This window comes from Streptomyces fagopyri (genome assembly GCF_009498275.1).
Classification (GTDB): Bacteria; Actinomycetota; Actinomycetes; order Streptomycetales; family Streptomycetaceae; genus Streptomyces; species Streptomyces fagopyri.
Genome location: NZ_CP045643.1, coordinates 5,837,312 through 5,851,367, shown reverse-complemented (window position 1 = coordinate 5,851,367; position 14,056 = coordinate 5,837,312). Strand labels below are relative to the sequence as shown.

The 14,056-nt window shown below is 71.5% G+C and carries 12 protein-coding genes; 6 read left to right on the top strand and 6 right to left on the bottom strand.

What is annotated here, in order from left to right; genetic code table 11:
* Positions 1-325: 325 nt before the first annotated feature.
* The 4 genes from GFH48_RS25240 (at position 326) to GFH48_RS25225 (ending at position 5,127) form a co-directional block, all read left to right on the top strand.
* Entirely contained in the window at positions 326-1,654 is a 1,329-nt protein-coding gene (locus tag GFH48_RS25240; protein WP_153290431.1) for an ABC transporter substrate-binding protein, read from the top strand.
* The gene (locus GFH48_RS25235) at positions 1,651-2,679 is read left to right on the top strand and encodes a carbohydrate ABC transporter permease (protein ID WP_153290430.1); all 1,029 of its coding nucleotides are present in this window, start codon (positions 1,651-1,653) and stop codon (positions 2,677-2,679) included. The genes GFH48_RS25240 and GFH48_RS25235 overlap by 4 nt, the downstream gene beginning before the upstream one ends.
* Positions 2,676-3,587: a carbohydrate ABC transporter permease gene (locus GFH48_RS25230; protein WP_153290429.1), complete on the top strand. Its 912-nt coding sequence runs from the start codon at positions 2,676-2,678 to the stop codon at positions 3,585-3,587. The genes GFH48_RS25235 and GFH48_RS25230 overlap by 4 nt, the downstream gene beginning before the upstream one ends.
* Positions 3,588-3,693: 106 nt before the next feature.
* Positions 3,694-5,127 carry a GH1 family beta-glucosidase gene (locus GFH48_RS25225; RefSeq protein ID WP_153290428.1) on the top strand — a complete coding sequence of 478 codons (1,434 nt, stop codon included), beginning with the start codon at positions 3,694-3,696 and terminating at the stop codon, positions 5,125-5,127.
* 222 nt (positions 5,128-5,349) lie between these two features.
* On the opposite strand, the gene GFH48_RS25220 is transcribed toward GFH48_RS25225, so the two are convergent.
* From GFH48_RS25220 to GFH48_RS25210, 3 genes are all read right to left on the bottom strand, one after another.
* The gene (locus GFH48_RS25220; protein WP_153290427.1) at positions 5,350-6,837 is read right to left on the bottom strand and encodes a glycoside hydrolase family 18 protein; all 1,488 of its coding nucleotides are present in this window, start codon (positions 6,835-6,837) and stop codon (positions 5,350-5,352) included.
* 254 nt (positions 6,838-7,091) lie between these two features.
* Positions 7,092-8,465, bottom strand: a complete 1,374-nt coding sequence (locus GFH48_RS25215; RefSeq protein WP_153290426.1) for a sensor histidine kinase — start codon at positions 8,463-8,465, stop codon at positions 7,092-7,094.
* The gene (locus GFH48_RS25210; RefSeq protein WP_153290425.1) at positions 8,462-9,178 is read right to left on the bottom strand and encodes a response regulator transcription factor; all 717 of its coding nucleotides are present in this window, start codon (positions 9,176-9,178) and stop codon (positions 8,462-8,464) included. Before GFH48_RS25210 ends, GFH48_RS25215 begins: the two co-directional genes overlap by 4 nt.
* A 109-nt stretch (positions 9,179-9,287) precedes the next feature.
* Between GFH48_RS25210 and GFH48_RS25205 the strand changes: the two genes are divergently transcribed.
* Entirely contained in the window at positions 9,288-9,824 is a 537-nt protein-coding gene (locus GFH48_RS25205; protein WP_153290424.1) for a hypothetical protein, read from the top strand.
* Positions 9,825-9,846: 22 nt separating this feature from the next.
* On the opposite strand, the gene GFH48_RS25200 is transcribed toward GFH48_RS25205, so the two are convergent.
* Together GFH48_RS25200 and GFH48_RS25195 are read right to left on the bottom strand one after the other, a co-directional pair.
* Entirely contained in the window at positions 9,847-10,716 is an 870-nt protein-coding gene (locus GFH48_RS25200; protein ID WP_153290423.1) for a spermidine synthase, read from the bottom strand.
* Positions 10,717-10,770: 54 nt separating this feature from the next.
* Complete coding sequence (locus tag GFH48_RS25195) at positions 10,771-11,172, bottom strand: hypothetical protein (RefSeq protein WP_403232563.1); 402 nt, start codon at positions 11,170-11,172, stop codon at positions 10,771-10,773.
* Positions 11,173-11,499: 327 nt separating this feature from the next.
* On the opposite strand from GFH48_RS25195, the gene GFH48_RS25190 reads away from it, so the two are divergent.
* On the top strand, positions 11,500-13,005 hold the full coding sequence (locus tag GFH48_RS25190) for a hypothetical protein (protein ID WP_153290422.1): 1,506 nt from the start codon (positions 11,500-11,502) through the stop codon (positions 13,003-13,005).
* A 228-nt stretch (positions 13,006-13,233) separates the two neighbouring features.
* On the opposite strand, the gene GFH48_RS25185 is transcribed toward GFH48_RS25190, so the two are convergent.
* The gene (locus GFH48_RS25185) at positions 13,234-13,830 is read right to left on the bottom strand and encodes a histidine phosphatase family protein (protein ID WP_153290421.1); all 597 of its coding nucleotides are present in this window, start codon (positions 13,828-13,830) and stop codon (positions 13,234-13,236) included.
* Between the last annotated feature and the right edge of the window lie 226 nt (positions 13,831-14,056).

Here is a 14,056-nt window from a genome sequence, read left to right as displayed (position 1 = left end):
AGGCTGCGGTGCCGGCCTCACCGACGCCGGCGCCGGCCCCCGTGAAGTCACCTCGGCACGAGCCGCTCCACCCGTCCCCCCACCCTCGTACGCCCCGTCCCCGGAGTTAGTTAACAGGCCGATAACTGAACGCGTCTCTCCGTGTCTGCTCCCTTGACACCCCCGCGCGAACCGACGACTCTTCAACACATCACCTGTGGGAGCGCTCCCACGGTACCTGACACCTACACATCCCGCACGTTCCCCGCCCGAGCCGCAGCGAGAAAAACGGGCCCAACAATGCAGTTGGCCGGGGGGTCGGCACGTCAGGCAACAGGAGGACGCAATGCGCACGAGTACCCGCCGGTCCCGCAGGCTGGGGGCCCTCGCGGCCGTCGCCGCGCTGACCACAGGGCTGCTGGCCGGCTGCGCCAACGACTCGAACGACGGATCGTCGAACTCGGGCGACGGCGGTGGTGGCGGCAAGGGCAAGACCACGCTGACGATCGGCACCTTCGGTGTCTTCGGCTACAAGCAGGCCGGCCTCTACGACGAGTACATGAAGCTCCACCCGGACATCACGATCAAGGAGAACGTCACCACCCGTACCGACGTCTACTGGCCCAAGACGCTCACCCGCCTGCAGGCCGGCTCCGGCACCGACGACATCCAGGCGATCGAGGTCGGCAACATCACCGAGGCCGTCCAGACCCAGGCCGAGAAGTTCGTCGACCTCGGCAAGGACGTCGACAAGTCGCAGTGGCTGGACTGGAAGACGGCTCAGGCCACCACCAAGGACGGCAAGACGATCGGTATCGGCACCGACATCGGTCCGATGGCGATCTGCTACCGCAAGGACCTCTTCCAGAAGGCCGGTCTGGAGACCGACCGCACCAAGCTCGCCGCGCAGTGGAAGGGCGACTGGGCCAAGTACGTCGACCTCGGCAAGCAGTACATGAAGAAGGCGCCGAGCGGCACCAAGTTCGTGGACTCCGCCTCCTCGGTCTACAACGCGGCCCTCGGTGGCGAGAGCGAGCGGTACTACGACAAGGACGGCAACGTCATCTGGGACAAGTCCTCGGGGGTGAAGAAGTCCTGGGACGCCGCGATGACGGTGGCGACCAGCAACATGTCGGCGAAGCTGAAGCAGTTCGACCCGACGTGGGACCAGGGCTTCGCCAAGGGCTCGTTCGCGACGGTGGCCTGCCCCGCCTGGATGATGGGCTACATCCAGGAGAAGTCCGGTGACGCCGGCAAGGGCAAGTGGGACGTGGCGGCCGCGCCGACCGCGGCCAACTGGGGCGGTTCGTTCATCGGCGTGCCGACGGCCGGCAAGCACCAGAAGGACGCCATCGCGCTGGCCAAGTGGCTGACCGCGCCCGAGCAGCAGGCGAAGGTCTTCGCCAAGCAGGCCAGCTTCCCGTCGACCCCGGCGGCGTACGACAGCCTGAAGCCGGCCGCCGCGACGACGTCGTACTTCTCGGACGCGCCGATCACGCAGATCTTCGCCGACTCGGCGAAGACGATCCCCGTCCAGAACTTCGGCATCAAGGACCAGCCGATCGGCACCGCGATCACCGACATCGGCATCCTCCAGGTCGAGCAGAAGGGCAAGTCTCCCGACCAGGGCTGGAACGCGGCCAAGGCGGAGATCAAGGACGTGCTCGGCCAGTGACCAGCTCCAAGCAGGCTCTCGCGCATCCCGCGACGAGCGCCGACGCCGCGCCCGGCTCCCAGCCGGGCGCGGCCCGGGGCGCTCAGGGTCGCGGTACGCCGCCGCCGGGCCCGGATTCCTGGCGCAGCCGGCTGTACCGCTGGGACATGAAGGCGTCGCCGTACGCGTTCATCGCCCCCTTCTTCATCGTCTTCGGGGCCTTCGGGCTCGTGCCGCTGCTCTACACGGCCTGGTACTCGCTGCACAACGTGCAGCTGTCCGGTCTGGACCACCAGACCTGGGCCGGGCTGGACAACTACAAGAACCTGCTGTCCTCGGAGTTCTTCTGGAACGCCCTGGAGAACACCTTCACCATCGGCGTGATCTCCACGGTCCCGCAGCTGGTCATGGCGATCGGGATCGCCCACCTGCTCAACTACCGGCTGCGCGGCTCGACCGTGTGGCGGGTCGTGATGCTCACCCCATACGCCACCTCGGTGGCCGCGGCGACCCTCGTCTTCACGCTGCTGTACTCGTGGGACGGCGGCATGATCAACTGGCTGCTGCACTTCGTCGGGGTCGACCCGATCAACTGGCGCGAGTCCGACTGGGGCGGCCAGTTCGCCGTCTCCTCCATCGTGATCTGGCGCTGGACCGGCTACAACGCGCTGATCTACCTCGCGGCGATGCAGGCGATCCCCACCGACCTGTACGAGTCGGCGGCTCTCGACGGCGCGGGCCGCTGGCAGCAGTTCCGCCATGTGACGGTCCCCATGCTGCGGCCGACGATCCTGTTCACGGTGGTCGTGTCCACCATCGGCGCGACGCAGCTGTTCGGTGAGCCGCTCCTGTTCGGCGGGGTCAGCGGCTCGAAGGGCGGCTCCGCGCACCAGTACCAGACGCTCGGCCTCTACATGTACGACCAGGGCTGGGGCATCGGCAACCTCGGCAAGGCGTCAGCGATCGCATGGACGATGTTCCTGATCCTGCTGATCGTCGCCGCGATCAACCTGCTGATCACCCGACGGCTGAGGAAATCCCAATGACCACCACTGAACTGACTGTCCCTCAGGCAGGGGCGAAGGGAACTCCGGACGGCCGGGGCAGCGGACGCCGCCGGGTGCTCGGCGCGGGCAAGCAGCTGCACGCGGGGCCGGTCACGTATGTCGTCCTGACCGTCTTCGCTCTGGTCTCGCTCGCCCCGCTGGTCTGGACGGCCGTCGCGGCCTCCCGCAACAACGAGCGGCTGGCGCAGACCCCGCCGCCGCTGTGGTTCGGCGGGAACCTGTTCAAGAACCTCCAGGCCGCGTGGGACCAGGCCGGGCTCGGCACCGCGATGGTCAACTCCACGATCGTCGCCGGGACCATCACTGTCGGTACGGTCGTGTTCTCCACGCTCGCCGGGTTCGCCTTCGCCAAGCTGCGGTTCAGGTTCTCCGGTCTTCTGCTGCTGCTGACCATCGGCACGATGATGATCCCGCCGCAGCTGGCCGTCGTACCGCTGTATCTGTGGATGAGCGACCTCGGCTGGTCCAACCAGCTGCAGACGGTCATCCTGCCGACCCTGGTGAGTGCCTTCGGTACGTTCTTCATGCGGCAGTACCTGCTGCAGGCGCTGCCCACCGAGCTCATCGAGGCGGCGCGGGTGGACGGCGCGAGCAGTCTGCGCGTCGTGTGGCACGTCGTCTTCCCGGCGGCGCGGCCGGCGATGGCGGTCCTCGGCCTGCTGACCTTCGTGATGGCCTGGAACGACTTCCTGTGGCCGATCATCGCCCTCAACCAGCAGAACCCCACCGTGCAGGTCGCCCTCAACTCGCTCGGCACCGGTTACGTCCCCGACCAGGCCGTGATCATGGCGGGCGCGCTGCTCGGCACGCTGCCGCTGCTCATCGCCTTCCTGCTGTTCGGAAAGCAGATCGTGGGCGGCATCATGCAGGGCGCGATCAAGGGCTGACCCTCCGCACCGCCGCCCGTGGGGGCCGGGTCACCGCCGCCCCGGCCCCTTCGTCCCCTTCTGCTCAATACCGTCGTTCTCCACGACCCCCTATGGGAGCGCTTCCATGCCTGAACCCGCATCGCCCGTGACCTTTCCCCCCGCGTTCCTCTGGGGCGCGGCGACCTCCGCCTACCAGATCGAGGGGGCGGTACGGGAGGACGGCCGCACGCCCTCCATCTGGGACACCTTCAGCCACACGCCGGGAAAGACGGCCGGCGGTGAGACCGGTGACATCGCTGTCGACCACTACCACCGCTTCCGTGACGACGTGGCCCTGATGGCGGAGCTGGGCCTGTCCGCGTACCGCTTCTCGGTCTCCTGGTCCCGGGTGCAGCCGACGGGCCGGGGTCCGGCGGTCCAGCGGGGTCTGGACTTCTACCGCAACCTGGTCGACGAACTGCTGGCCCACGACATCAAGCCGGCCATCACCCTCTACCACTGGGACCTCCCCCAGGAACTGGAGGACGCGGGCGGCTGGCCCGCGCGCGACACGGCGCTGCGGTTCGCCGACTACGCCCAGATCGTGGGCGAGGCGCTGGGTGACCGGGTGGAGCAGTGGATCACCCTGAACGAGCCGTGGTGCAGCGCGTTCCTGGGCTACGGCTCGGGGGTGCACGCGCCCGGCCGCACGGACGCGGCGGCGTCGCTGAAGGCCGCCCACCACCTGAACCTGGCGCACGGCCTGGGCGCGAAGGCGCTGAGGTCCGTGATGCCGGCCCGCAACTCGGTCGCGGTGAGCCTCAACTCCTCGGTCGTCAGGCCGCTTTCGCAGAGCCCGGCGGATCTCGCGGCGGTCCGGCGCATCGACAACCTGGCCAACGGTGTCTTCCACGGCCCGATGCTGCACGGCGCCTACCCGGAGGGCCTGTTCCAGGAGACGTCCTCGATCACGGACTGGTCGTACGTCCTGGACGGCGACCTGGCGGTGATCAAGCAGCCGCTCGACGCGCTGGGGCTGAACTACTACACGCCGACGCTGGTGTCGGCGGCGGAGGCCACCGCTTCCGGTCCCCGCCCGGACGGTCACGGGGCGAGCGCGTACACGCCGTGGCCGGGCGCCGACGATGTGATGTTCCATCAGACTCCGGGCGAGCGTACGGAGATGGGCTGGACGATCGACCCGACGGGCCTGCACGACCTGATCACGCGCTACACGCGGGAGTCGCCCGGCCTGCCGCTGTACATCACCGAGAACGGCGCCGCGTACGACGACAAGCCGGACCCGGAGGGCCGCGTCCACGACCCCGAGCGCATCGCCTACCTGCACGGCCACCTGTCGGCGGTCCGCCGTGCCATCGCCGACGGCGCGGACGTCCGCGGGTACTACCTGTGGTCCCTGATGGACAACTTCGAGTGGGCGTACGGCTACGACAAGCGCTTCGGCGCGGTGTACGTCGACTACGCGACCCTGGCCCGTACGCCGAAGTCGAGCGCCCACTGGTACAGCCGTGCGGCCAGGACGGGGACGCTGCCGCCGGTGACGGCCGCGGACGAGTAGGTCGCTCCCGGGGGCGGGGGCCCGGGCGGCGGGGTTCGGCCCCGGGCCGCGGCCGGGCCTTCGTCCGGGAGCACGCGCTCCCGCCGCCCGGTTCTACGGGGGGCGGGGATGTCGGGGGACGGGGCGCGGCACCCGGAAAGGGGGGCGCGCCCCGGCCGGATGGGGGGTGTTTCCGGCCGGGACGCGTTTCCCCGTGGGGGGAGGACTCGGTGGGTGCCGGGCCTACTTGTAGGCGCCGAACGCCTTCGAGAACGCCCCCGCGTCCTGGACGACCGAACTGCAGGTGGCGTCCGCGGAGTTCTTCGCGCCGCCCGCGCACTGCTTGTCGCGGCTCGCGGACCACATCGACAGCCAGCCGAGCCCCTTGGCCTTGGCGAACGCCACCAGCTGGGCGGCGTCGTCGACCTTGAAGATCTCGGACGCCACGTCGTTGACACCGATCATCGGGGTGACGGCGACGGTCTTCCAGGCCGCGCTGTCGGAGAGTCCGAGGACGCTCTTGACCTGGGCCTGCGTGGCGGTGGCGGCCTGCTCGGCGTAGGTGCCCATGTCACCGTTGTACGAGGGCCCGTAGTCCATCGCCATGATGTTGACGGCGGAGATCCTCACGCCGTTCGACCTGGCGTCGGACAGGAGGTTCACGCCGTCCTGGGTGAGGCCCTCGGGCATGACGGGGAGCGTGAAGGACACGTCCAGGCCCGGGTGCTGCTGCTGGAGCTTCGCGATGGCCTTCGCGCGCCTCGTGTTCGCCGCGGTGTTCGGCAGCGCGCCGCCCTCGACGTCGAAGTCGACCTTCGTCAGTTTGTAGGCGTCCACGGCCTTCCCGTACACCGCCGCCAGCGCGTCCGCCGACGAGCAGGTCGTGGCCGGCTCCGACCCGGAGGCGCCGCCGAAGGAGACGCGGACGTCGCCGCCCTTCGCCCGCAGCGCGCCGATCTGCGCGGCCACCGCGTCACTGGCGAGGTCGCTCACCCCGCCCCACTTGGGCGTGCAGCCGCCGCCGTCGGTGATGAACGCGAGGTTGTAGTTCTTGACCCCGGTGGCCGCCGCGCCGCCGACCAGGTCGAAGGCCGGGTAGAGGGAGGTGTCGACGTACGGCGCGAAGCCGGCGCCGGTGGTGCCGCTGCCGGTGCTCGCCGGGGCGGAGGGCGTCGGGGTGGCGGCCGGAGTGGAGGCCGGGGTGGTCGGCGTGCTGGTGCGGGAGGCGCTCGGGCTGGGTTTCGGCGTGGCCGTGGGGGTGGCCGACCCGGTCGGACGCCCGCTCGGTTCCGGGGTCGCGCCGTCGTCCACCGAGCACTTGGCGCCGTCGATGACACAGCCCTTGGGGTCCGCGGTGCCGTTCACGACGAAGCCGACGGTGACCGACTCGCCGGCCGCCAGGCCGTCCTTGTCCCAGGACGGCGGCTTCACCGTGACGTGGTTTCCGCTCACCGCGGACTCGCCGTTCCACAGGGAGCTGAGCCGGGCGCCGGAGGGCAGGTCGAACTCCAGTGTCCAGTCGCTCTTCGCCCGGCCCGTGTCGTTCGTGATGACGTACTGCGCGGTGTAGCCCGTGGACCAGTCGCTGGTCTTCGTGTAAGCGGCGCCGACACCGGCGGCGAGCGCGGTGCCGGAGAACAGGAAGGCGCCGCCGCCGACCACGGCTGCGGCCACGACGCCGCCTATCGCCTTGTTCCTGCCACTGACCTTGCGCCGGTGCGTACTGCTCATCGCGTGCCTGCCTTCGCGGTTTCACGGGAGTTCGCTGGGGATCCCCAGGGGGTGCGGGCAGCACGCTAGCGATCCGGAATCGGGCAAACCGCTTCATCCGGACGGTGACCGGCGATCTTAGGGTGCGCTTAAGGAAGGCATCGGGGACGGTTAAAGGTCGAGACCGGTTCTGGGCCCCGGAGCGGCGGGGAGAGACACGGTGCGGCCTCGGCTCGGCTCCGGCCCGGCACGTCGCGGCCGGGATCGGTCCCGGGTCAGCTCGCGCCGACGCTGCGTCTGCGTCGCCGTACCGTCCCCCGGTGCCCGCGCCGTACCGGCGCCCGCCCGTCCAGCTGGATCCATATCCGTACCTCGGTGCCGCCCAGTACCGACGACCCCAGTCGTACGTCGCCGCCCGTCGACTCCGCGAGCCGCCGCACGATGTCCAGCCCGAGCCCGGTCGAGCCGTCGCTGCCCGAGCCCCGCCCGCGGGCCATCGCCGAGTCCGGGTCCACGATCCCCGGTCCCGCGTCCGACACCAGCACGATCACGGCGTCGTCGCTGTTGTGCACGTCGACCGCGAAGGCCGTGCCCTCCGGTGTGTGCCGGAAGACGTTGCCGAGGAGCGCGTCGAGCGCGGCCACCAGGTCGGCGCGCGCGACGGGTATGCGCACCGGACGGTCCACGCCCGCGACCCGCACCTTGCGGCCCTCGTCCTCGGCGAGCGCGGACCAGAAGTCCATCCGCTCGCGGACCACCTCGGACGCGTCGCACCCGGTGACACCGAGCGCCACCGTCTGCGGCTTGGCCTCCCGCGCCGTCCGGATGATCGTGTCGACCTCCCGCTCCAGCTGAGCCACGGCCGCCCGGGTCTGCTCGGCGGCCGGTCCGTCGCCGAGCGAGGCCGTGTTCAGCCGCAGCACGGTCAGCGGGGTGCGCAGGCGGTGCGAGAGATCCGCGGCCAGCTCCCGCTCGTTCGCGAGGAGTTGCACGACCTGGTCGGCCATCGAGTTGAACGCGACCGCCGCCAGCCGCAGTTCGGTGGGACCCTCCTCGGGGACCCGGGCTCCGAGCTTGCCCTCTCCCAGTTCGTGCGCGCCCTCGACCAGCCGCTGGGCCGGCTGCACCATGCGTACGCCCAGCCGGTCGGCGACCGCGACCGAGCCGACGACGAGCGCGACGCCGACCGCGGCGAGTACCGCCCAGGCCGTCCCCACGCCGTTGCTGACCTCGGACTCGGGGACGTACACCTCGACGACCGCGATCTCGCCGGAGCTCAGCGCGGTGGGCTGGAGCAGCGTGGAGCCGCCCGGGACCTCGGTGGTGGAGGCCCGGCCCAGTCCGCGGGTGGCGGCGATGTCCTTGGCGGCGGCCCGCTGCCGGCCGATGTCGACCGCCTTGGTGCCGTCGCTCGCCGGGATGTGCACGGCCATGCCGTCGTCGGACCCGGCGGAGACGACGACCCGCTCCAACTGGTCCCGGTCGGTGGTGATGGAGAGCGCGGGCGCGACGGCCGCGGCCTCCCGTTCGGCGTTCGAGAACGCGCGGTCCCGGGCCATCTCCTTGATGACGAGCCCGAGCGGCACCGCGAAGGCCACCACGACCATCGTGGTCACCGCCACGCACACCTTGACCAGTGCCCACCTCACAGCGGCGGCTCCGCTCGCGGGAACTCCGTCCGCGGTGGCTCCAGCTTCACGCCGACACCGCGCAGGGTGTGGAGATAACGCGGCCTCGCCGCCGTCTCGCCCAGCTTCCGCCGCAGCCAGGACAGATGGACGTCGATGGTCTGGTCGTCCCCGTACGACTGCTGCCACACCTCGGCGAGCAACTCCTTGCGGGCCACGACGACGCCGGGCCGGCCGGCGAGGAAGGCGAGCAGGTCGAACTCCCGCCGGGTGAGGTCCAGTCGGGCGCCGTCCAGCTCGGCCCGGCGGCGCAGCGGGTCGATGGCCAGGCCGCCGACCCGGATGACCGGCGACGCGGGCGTCTCCCCCACCGACCGCGAGCGGCGCAGGACGGCGGCCATCCGCGCGGACAGGTGCTCGACCGAGAACGGCTTGGTCAGATAGTCGTCCGCGCCGTCGTTCAGCAGGCGGACGATCTCCGTCTCGTCGTCCCGGGCGGTGGCGATGATCACGGGCACGTCGGTGATGCCGCGCAGCATCTTGAGCGCCTCGGCCCCGTCCAGATCGGGCAGACCGAGGTCCAGGATGACGACGTCGAAGGGGAAATGAGCGACCTCGCGCAGCGCCTCGAGCGCGGTGCCGACGCTGCGCACGGTGTGCGAGGCGTCGGTCAGATGCCGGATGAGGGCCGAGCGTACGAACTGGTCGTCCTCGACCACGAGCACACTTGCCATGGGCGGCACCGTACGCCATCCGTGCGATGCCGGTCCGGCGCCTGTGGACAACTCCGGCCGCGCGAAGGGAACGAGACACCCGTGGGGCGCGTGAGGCAGTATGGCCGCGATGCGCAGAGGACTCGTACACGTACTGGCTTGGACGCTCGCCACGGGCGCGGCGGTCACGCTGTCGTGGTGGGGTGTCCACACGGTCATGACGGGGACGGCGTACGACCCGCCGCGGGCGCTGCCCGTCACGGTGGGCGAACCCACCACGCAGAAGGCCAAGCCGCTCCCGTCCCCGACCGGCCGGACCGGGACTCCGCACGCTACGGCGGCCCCGCGGCCGGAGCGGAGCCGGCGGCCGTCCGCCGCCCCCTCGCCCTCGAAGTCGCCGTCCTCCGGGCCGGGTCCGAGCCCCTCCGCACAGGCCGGTCAGTCGGGTCGGGTCAAGAGTTACGACACCGACGGCGGGCGGGCGGTCTTCGACCTTGGCACGGCCTCCGCGACGCTCGTCTCCGCGACGCCGGGCTCGGGCTGGTCGATACAGGTGTGGAAGACCGAGTCGTGGATCCGGGTGGAGTTCACCTCGGGAGCGGATCGGGTGTCGGTGTTCTGCACGTGGCACGACGGGCCGCCGCGGGTGGAGATCGGCACCTACTAGCGTCGGATCCGGCGGGCGGGTGTCAGCGGAACACCGAGGGCGGTGGAGCCGGGGACGCCACCGCCGCCGCGTCCAGGACCGGTACCGCTCCCCCGGTGAAGTCGGCGAGCTGCCTGCCGTGTTCGACCCTTCCGGGGTGCGGGTCCGAGGCCGCGCGGCGGGTGAGTTCGGCCAGCGGCAACGGCCGGTCGCAGGCGACGAGGACGGCGTTGCCGAAGCGCTTCCCGCGCAGCACCGTCGGGTCGGCGACGAGGGCCAGCTCGGGGAAGACCGCCGCGGCGGTGGCGATCTGACCGCGCAGATGGGCCAGCGGGGGTCCGTCGGCGAGATTGGCGGCGTACAGGCCACCGGTTTTGACGACCCTGCGGACGTCGTCCAGGAACTCCACGGAGGTCAGGTGGGCCGGGGTCCGCGCGCCGCTGAACACATCGGCGATGACCAGGTCCGCCCAGCCGTCCGGCACCTTCGCGAGCCCCTCACGGGCGTCCACCGAGCGCACCCGGACACGCGCGTTGGGGTCCAAGGGGAGTTCCCGCCGGACGAGTTGGACGAGGGCACCGTCGCGTTCGACGATCTGCTGGGTGGAACGGGGGCGGGTCGCGGCGGTGTAGCGGGCGAGCGTGAAGGCTCCGCCGCCGAGGTGCACGGCGTGCACCGGCTTGCCGGGCGGCGCGACCAGGTCGATGACGTGACCGAGGCGCCGCTGGTACTCGAAGCTCAGGTGGGCGGGGTCGTCGAGGTCGACGTGGGACTGCGGGGCACCGTCGATCAGCAGGGTCCAGGCGCGCGGGCGGTCCCGGTCGGGTATCAGCTCGGCGAGCCCGCCGTCGACCGTCTCGACGAGGGGCTCGGCGGCCGCCTGGCCGCGTCGCGCGTTCTTCGACCTTCCCATGCGGCCATTATCAGGGGCTCCGGGACGGTCGGCCCAACGGCCGCCGCGGAGCGCTCAGCGACAGTTGTCCGCGGCCTCGATGAGCCGTGCGGCCTCGCCCAGCGCCGCCCGCAGGACCACCGGGTCGGTCGCGAGGTCCGCCTCCCCCGGTGGCAGCAGCCAGTCCGAGCCCTCGACGGGCGGCTCGGGCGCGGGATACGGGCCGCGGCCGACGGTCTGTGTGCAGGTGCTGCCCGGCACGTCCCAGGCGTCGGCGGTGCCCGGAGGCACCAGGAAGCCGAGGGTGTCGCAGCCGCCGTCGAGCAGGACCGGCCCGACGGATTCGCAGGCGCCCCGGCGGAGAATGTCGACCGCCTCCAGGCCCTGGCGTGCCGGAACGGTCACCAGGTCGCAGCCGGCGACGGGCTGCGGTGGGGCGCCGTACCCCGGGGACGACCCGTACGCGGCGGTCGACAGCGGTCTACGGAACTCGGTGCTCTCCAACCCGGCCTCCAACACGGAACCCCTCCTCCTGCACGAGCGGGTCGGGAGTTCGGGTGCGCTCCCGGTCCACCCGGTTCAACGCGTCAGAACGTCAACGGCTACGGCGGAACAGCGCCGCAAAGGATGGCAGTTCATGGCAGATCATGGATGAGATATCCGGTTTGTAGCCAAACCCAGCGTGGCGACGTCGTCACAGCAGGTACGTTCTTGCTCCGCCGGAGCAGGGCACCACATGGCATGACACAGGCATTTCGCCCCGCTTCCGGCATGGTTCGACGGTTCGCAAGAGAGGGCCCGGCCATGGCGTCGTCAACGATGACCTCGTCCCCGTCCCCCCGGCCACCGCGGCCGAACCTCGCCTTCCGGCGGCTGCGCGGACAGCGCTCGCCGGGCGAGTTCGCCGCGGCGGTACGGCGGGCGGCGCGCGAGATCGGCGAGCGGGTCAGCTGCGACGCGCGCTATGTCGGGCGGGTGGAGGCCGGCGAGATCCGCTGTCCCAACTACGCGTACGAGCGGGTGTTCCTGCACATGTTCCCCGGCCGCACGCTGACCGACCTGGGCTTCTCGCCCCGCTCGTCCGTGCGCGGACGAGGGGCGCGCGAAGCGGACGAAGAGCCCCCCGCGCACACCACAAGCCTTACGCGCACCACGGGTGAGACGGAAGGGGCGTGCGAGACGTATGAGACCACGCAGAATCCGCATGCCCCGCACGACCCACATGACCTGTACAACCCGCATGACCCGCACCAGCACCAGCACCATGAACAGAACCACGAGGAGAGCGACGTGCAGCGTCGCGCATTCATGACCGGAGGCACCGCCACCATGGCGGCAGCCACACTGGGCCCGTTCGCGGGCACGTTCGGCGGTACCGCCGAAGCCGCGGACCGCCGCGTCCACCGGGTGGGGACGACCGAGGCGGGCGCCCTCGAAGAGGCCGTACGAAGCATCCGGCTGCTCGACGACCGGCACGGGGCCGACGGCCTCTACCGGCGGGCCGCCGCACCCCTGCGCACCGCGTACGAACTGCTCGACGCGGGCACCACCCGTCAGCGGACCGCCGACCGGCTGTACGCGGGGGCGGGCGAACTGGCCATCTCGGTGGGCTGGTTGGCACACGACTCCGGGCGTTTCGACGACGCCCGCTCGCACTACGCCGAGGCACTGGCGACCGCGCGGATGTCGGGCGACCCGGGCCTGGAGGCACACGCCTTCTGCAACACGGCCTTCCTCGCGCGCGACGCCGGCCGCCCGCGCGAGGCGGTGCGCGCCGCGCAGGCGGCGCAGCGGGCGGCGCGCCCGCTCGGCTCCTCGCGGCTGCTCTCATTGCTCGCGCTGCGCGAGGCGGGCGGCTGGGCGGGGCTCGCCGACCGCGCGGAGTGCGAACGGGCACTCGTCCGCGCCCAGGCCCTCTTCGAGCGCGGCCCCTCGCAGAGCGATCCCGAGTGGATGACCTTCTACGGAGAGGCCGAACTGGAGGGCCTGGAGGCGCAGTGCTGGTCCACGCTGGGCGACTGGCCGCGCGCGGCCCGTCACGCCCGTCGCGCGGCACACCTCCAGGATCCGCACTTCACCCGCAACATCGCCCTCTACACCGCGGAACTCGCCGACGACCTCGCCCGCGGCGGCCGCCCCGACGAGGCCGCCGTCGCGGGGCTGCGCGTCCTCGACCTGCTGGGCGAGGTCCAGTCGTCCCGCATCCAGACCATGCTGGCGGCCACCGCGCGGGTGCTGCTGCCGCACCGCAGGGCGTCGGGCGTCCGCGCGTTCCTGGAGCGCCACGCCGGCCTGCCGCGGACCGCGTGAGCCGCCCCACCGGACGGACTCCTCTCCCCCGCGTTCCCCCGTGCCGTGTCCGCCACGTCCCGTCGGCGGGGGCACCCGGCACGGCACCGGCCTCGGAGGAGCGGACCCGACGTGAGCGCGCGGACCCGACATGAAAGGCCGGACCGACGCGAAAGGCCGGACCGACGCCAACGCGCGGACCCGACATCAACGCGACGGGCGGAGACAGCGGGAAGGGGCGGGCCCGACCTACACCGTCAGGTGTCCGAGGTCGTTCCAGGACTCGATGGCGGGCTCCCCGTAGGCCCAGCCGAGCACCGACAGGGAGGTCGGGTTGAGACGGATCCGGGCGGCGAAGTCGAGCGGGAGGCCCAGCCAGCGGGCGCCGATCGAACGCAGGATGTGGCCGTGCGCGAAGACCAGCACGTCGCGGTCCGCGGCACGGGCACGGGCCACGACCTCGTCCGCGCGCGCGGTGACCTGCTCCAGCGTCTCGCCCCCGGGCACGCCGTCGCGCCAGATGAACCAGCCCGGGCGTACGGCCTGGATCTCGGCCGGGGTCATCCCCTCGTACGTGCCGTAGTCCCACTCCATCAGCGTGTCCCAGGAGATGGCGCGCTCCCCGAATCCGGCCAGCTCGCACGTCTCACGCGCGCGTGCCAGCGGGCTGGTGAGCACCTCCGCCCCCGGGAGCCCGTCGAAGGGCGCCCGGTGCAGTCGCTCACCCAGTGTCCCGGCTCCGCGCCGGCCCTCCTCCAGCAGCGGTACGTCGGTCCTGCCGGTGTGCTTGCCGGACAGCGACCACGCCGTCTGTCCGTGCCGAGCCAGCAGGATGCGCGGTGCCATGAGGGGAAGCCTTTCCGATTCGCCGGATAAATGGGTCACTCCATCATCGCGCACCCCCGAGAGGAGCAACCCGCCGGGCGATCTCTGCGTCCTTGACGACCGGGGGCGCTTCCCAGGGCCGTTCGCATACACCGTAAAATCCGGTGCGGCCACGCATCGTCACGAACAGACTTGCGCACCGACACGCCGCGAGCGATCGCTCGCGCACCGCCGGTGCGGCCACCGG

Excerpts from the sequence above, each read along its gene's own strand:
- GFH48_RS25240 (WP_153290431.1), top strand. The coding sequence starts at position 326 with ATGCGCACGAGTACCCGCCGGTCCCGCAGGCTGGGGGCCCTCGCGGCC.
- GFH48_RS25200 (WP_153290423.1), bottom strand. The coding sequence starts at position 10,716 with ATGGGAAGGTCGAAGAACGCGCGACGCGGCCAGGCGGCCGCCGAGCCC.
- GFH48_RS25190 (WP_153290422.1), top strand. The coding sequence starts at position 11,500 with ATGGCGTCGTCAACGATGACCTCGTCCCCGTCCCCCCGGCCACCGCGG.
- GFH48_RS25205 (WP_153290424.1), top strand. The coding sequence starts at position 9,288 with ATGCGCAGAGGACTCGTACACGTACTGGCTTGGACGCTCGCCACGGGC.
- GFH48_RS25210 (WP_153290425.1), bottom strand. The coding sequence starts at position 9,178 with ATGGCAAGTGTGCTCGTGGTCGAGGACGACCAGTTCGTACGCTCGGCC.
- GFH48_RS25230 (WP_153290429.1), top strand. The coding sequence starts at position 2,676 with ATGACCACCACTGAACTGACTGTCCCTCAGGCAGGGGCGAAGGGAACT.
- GFH48_RS25185 (WP_153290421.1), bottom strand. The coding sequence starts at position 13,830 with ATGGCACCGCGCATCCTGCTGGCTCGGCACGGACAGACGGCGTGGTCG.
- GFH48_RS25225 (WP_153290428.1), top strand. The coding sequence starts at position 3,694 with ATGCCTGAACCCGCATCGCCCGTGACCTTTCCCCCCGCGTTCCTCTGG.
- GFH48_RS25220 (WP_153290427.1), bottom strand. The coding sequence starts at position 6,837 with ATGAGCAGTACGCACCGGCGCAAGGTCAGTGGCAGGAACAAGGCGATA.